This is a genomic window from Streptomyces triticirhizae (assembly GCF_003696235.1).
GTDB lineage: Bacteria > Actinomycetota > Actinomycetes > Streptomycetales > Streptomycetaceae > Streptomyces > Streptomyces triticirhizae.
Window position 1 is genome coordinate 1 of the sequence record NZ_RFFJ01000337.1, and the last position, 3,227, is coordinate 3,227.

A 3,227-nucleotide genomic window follows, 5' to 3' on the forward strand; every position below is an offset into this window, starting at 1 on the left:
GGCCGCGCCCAGCAGCAGCCGGCGCCGCGAGGGCCGTTCGCGCGCCTCCCCGGGCGCGGTCGCCTCGACCGGCGGCAGCTGGAGCATCCGCGCCGAACGCTCCGCGATCAGCCCCACCACCGGGCCCGGCAGCCAGCCAGCGCCGGCCTCGGCGCCCGAATCGCCCCAGGCGGCCCGCAGTTCGGGAACGGTCGGCCGCGCCGAGACCGGCTTGGCCAGACACCAGGCCAGCAGCGGGCGCAGCGTCTCGGGAACGGCCGACAGGTCCGGCTCGTCGTGCACGGCCCGATAGAGCAGGGCCGGCACGGGCCCGGTGCCGAACGGGCGTTGACCACTCGCCGCGAAGGCCAGCACACAGCCCAGCGAGAAGACGTCGCTGGCCGGCCCGACCGGCAGCCCCCGCGCCTGCTCCGGCGAGAGATAGCCGGGCGAACCGAGGATGGAGCCGGTGGCGGTCAACGCGGTCTCGTCCAGCGCGCGGGCGATGCCGAAGTCGATCAGCCGGGGCCCGTCGTGCGCCAACAGCACGTTGCCCGGCTTCACATCGCGGTGCACCAGGCCCGCCGCGTGCACGGCGGTCAGCGCCTCGGCCAGCCGCGCGCCCAGCACCCGCACGCTCGTCTCGGGCAGCGGCCCGGCCGTGGCGACCGTCTCGTCCAGCGCCGGGCCCGGCACGAACGGCGTGGCCAGCCACGGCGACGGCGCCTCAGCGTCGGCGTCCACCACCGGCACCGCCCACGGGCTGGTCACCTGGCGGGCGACGGCCACTTCGCGGCGGAACCGCCGCCGGAACGCCGGGTCGTCGGCGTACTCGGCGCGGATCACCTTGATCGCCAGCAGCGCGCCGTCCGGGCCGCGCCCCAGCAGCACCGTTCCCATGCCGCCGGAGCCGAGCCGGCCGAGTATCCGGTAACGGGCCACCCACGCCGGGTCGTTGGGCGTCGCCGGCCGCATCAGCGGTTCCCGGCGCCGGTTCGGTGACCCGTCACGTCAGCTCCAGCTCGATCGCGTAGAGCACCCGGGCCATGCCCTCGGCGGCCATCCGGGTCAGCTCGTTGTCGTCGTGACCGGCGCCGCCCCTGACGGCGACGGCCGCCGTGACCGTCCCGATCCGGGACGTCACCCAGAGATGGGGGTGCGAGCCCTCGACGTCGGGCCCGGTCCACTCGCCCATCTCGAAGACCGAGGCGTCGGCGTTGAGCACCTCCTCCTCCGGGTACTCCATCGCCATCAGCCCCGACAGGCGCTGCCCGGCGCCGAGTTCCTGCTCGGGGCAGCGGAAGCTCTCCTGGAGCGCCTCGTCCAACTCGGCGTCGGCGTCCTCCTCGGAGCGGTGCGCCGAGACCGTCACCGTGGCGCGCACCTCGCCCAACGCGTCGCTCGCGGGGAGCAGATAGCGGCGGGTGAACGAGTCCAGCACCGTCTCCGGCAGCTCGGCCCTGGACCAGGAGCAGTCGTCGGCGAGCACCGACCAGCCGCCCGGCACCTCGTAGGGGTCGTCCGGGCCGAGCCCTGGCCACCAGATGTCGGGCTCCAGCTGGGCGCCGCTGGTCAGTTCGCGGGCCCGCTCGGCGGTGGTGGGCACGCGCTCGGGGTTGGGCGTGAAGGTGTACTCGTCGGGCAGCTCGCCGATCGCCTCGTCGTCGTCACCGTTCCCGTCACCGTCGCCGTTCCCGTCGTCACCGACGCCGCTGCCGTCCTCGCCGGCGTGGCCCTCCGTGCCGGCGGAGCCCTTCTCGGCCGGGGCGCTCTCCTCGGCGCCGCCCCGCGTCTCGCCGTCCGGGTCGGCGCCGCCCCCGCAGCCGACCAGCAGCAGCGCGGCGACGCACAGCGCCGGCACGACTCTCGGCCCGTTCCACCCCTGCGCCATGCCCCTCCCCCGTCCTCGGCCGTTCTGCCGAACCCCCTGCGCCCGCAGGGGAAGTTGAGCGGGCGCGACGCCGCGTTCTCCCCCGGAACACCGGGATTATAGGGCGACGAGGGTGGCCGGCGGCGGGCTCGGGCGGTCACGCTTGGGTACCGGAGCGGGGCGGGAGCTGGAAGGATGACCACCGGCCGCCATTGTTGTCATGGGCACGCCCTGTGCGGCCCGAGGTGGTCACCTTTCCCCTTCTTCGTCCGGGAGGACCCGTGAGCATCGCACGCCCCGCTTCCCGCACCCGTTCCGCGCGCCCGGCCCGGCCGCCGGCCGCGCTCGCCGCACTGCTGACGACCCTGATCTGCCTGTTCGCGCTCCCGACCGGCGGCACCGCGCACGCCGTGGGCGCCGAGGCCCCGGCCACGGCCGAGGCGTTCCTCCTGTGGCCGGCCGCCGACGACGACGGGCCGCGCCCCCAACTGGCCGGCGGCGACCCGGTGTTCTCCAGCGGCGGTGCCACCTGCACGGTGGTCGCCAACCTCCGGGTGGGCAACGCGGCCTTCGGGCTGCTGCCTGGCTCCTGCACCGAGGGCTTCCCGCACTGGTACGCCGACCCGGGGCGCACGGTGCCGATCGGGCCCACCACCAGCTCCCGCTTCCCGACCCACGGCACCTTCGGCTACGAGAACCCGGACATCCCCGTCGAGCCGACGCCGAACTGCGGCGGCACCATCCTCACCTCGGCCGGCAACCCGACCGTGGGCCAGGCCGTCATGCGGGGCAGCCGAACGACCGGTTGCCAGAGCGCGACGGTCACCGGCGTTAACGTCACGGTCAACTTCGGTGGCGGGGTGGTCGTCACCGGCCTGATCCAGACCAACCTCTGCGTCGAGCCCGGCGACCCGGGCGGGGCGCTCACCTCGGGCACCACCCTGGTCGGCATCCCAGTCGGCGGCAGCGGCAACTGCTCCAGCGGCGGCACCAGTTACTACCAGCCGGTCGTGCCGGTGCTCAACGAACTCGGCGCGACCCTCGTCTGACGGGGGAACGGGACCAGGGGTCGGCGGGCGGCGACGGGCGGCCCGGGTCGCCCGCCGGCTCAGTACTCCTCGGCGTCCCTGACCTCCTGGAGATAGGCGTTGGCCGAAGCGCCCTCGTCCACCAGGTCCGGCGCGAGGTCGAGGGAGGCGAGCAACGCGGCGCCGCGCCCCTCGGCCGGCTCCCAGCGCTCGGCGATGATCCGCTGTTTGTCCTCGGGCTGGCTCTCCAGCCACTCCCGGTTCTGGGGGCTGAGCTGCCGCAGGAAGTGGGCGAGCGGGTCACCGGACATGGCCGTCGTCTCCTGACCTTCGGGGGCGGGCGCCGGCCG

The 3,227-nt window shown here is 75.1% G+C and carries 4 protein-coding genes; 1 reads left to right on the forward strand and 3 read right to left on the reverse strand.

The features are described from left to right. Both EBN88_RS29240 and EBN88_RS29245 read right to left on the reverse strand, forming a co-directional pair. The coding region (locus tag EBN88_RS29240) for a serine/threonine-protein kinase (RefSeq protein ID WP_147472904.1) at positions 1 to 954 on the reverse strand (954 nt) is incomplete at its 3' end. Positions 955 to 985: 31 nt separating this feature from the next. Then, positions 986 to 1,870 carry a hypothetical protein gene (locus EBN88_RS29245; protein WP_122400012.1) on the reverse strand — a complete coding sequence of 295 codons (885 nt, stop codon included), beginning with the start codon at positions 1,868 to 1,870 and terminating at the stop codon, positions 986 to 988. Positions 1,871 to 2,130: 260 nt separating this feature from the next. Between EBN88_RS29245 and EBN88_RS29250 the strand changes: the two genes are divergently transcribed. Further along, positions 2,131 to 2,898, forward strand: coding sequence for a S1 family peptidase (locus EBN88_RS29250; protein WP_122400013.1), 768 nt, complete (start codon positions 2,131 to 2,133; stop codon positions 2,896 to 2,898). 59 nt (positions 2,899 to 2,957) lie between these two features. Here EBN88_RS29250 and EBN88_RS29255 read toward each other — a convergent pair. Continuing rightward, positions 2,958 to 3,227 (reverse strand): hypothetical protein (locus EBN88_RS29255; protein WP_233581107.1); only part of this gene is annotated, 270 nt, incomplete at its 5' end.

Excerpts from the sequence above, each read along its gene's own strand:
- EBN88_RS29245 (WP_122400012.1), bottom strand. The coding sequence starts at position 1,870 with ATGGCGCAGGGGTGGAACGGGCCGAGAGTCGTGCCGGCGCTGTGCGTC.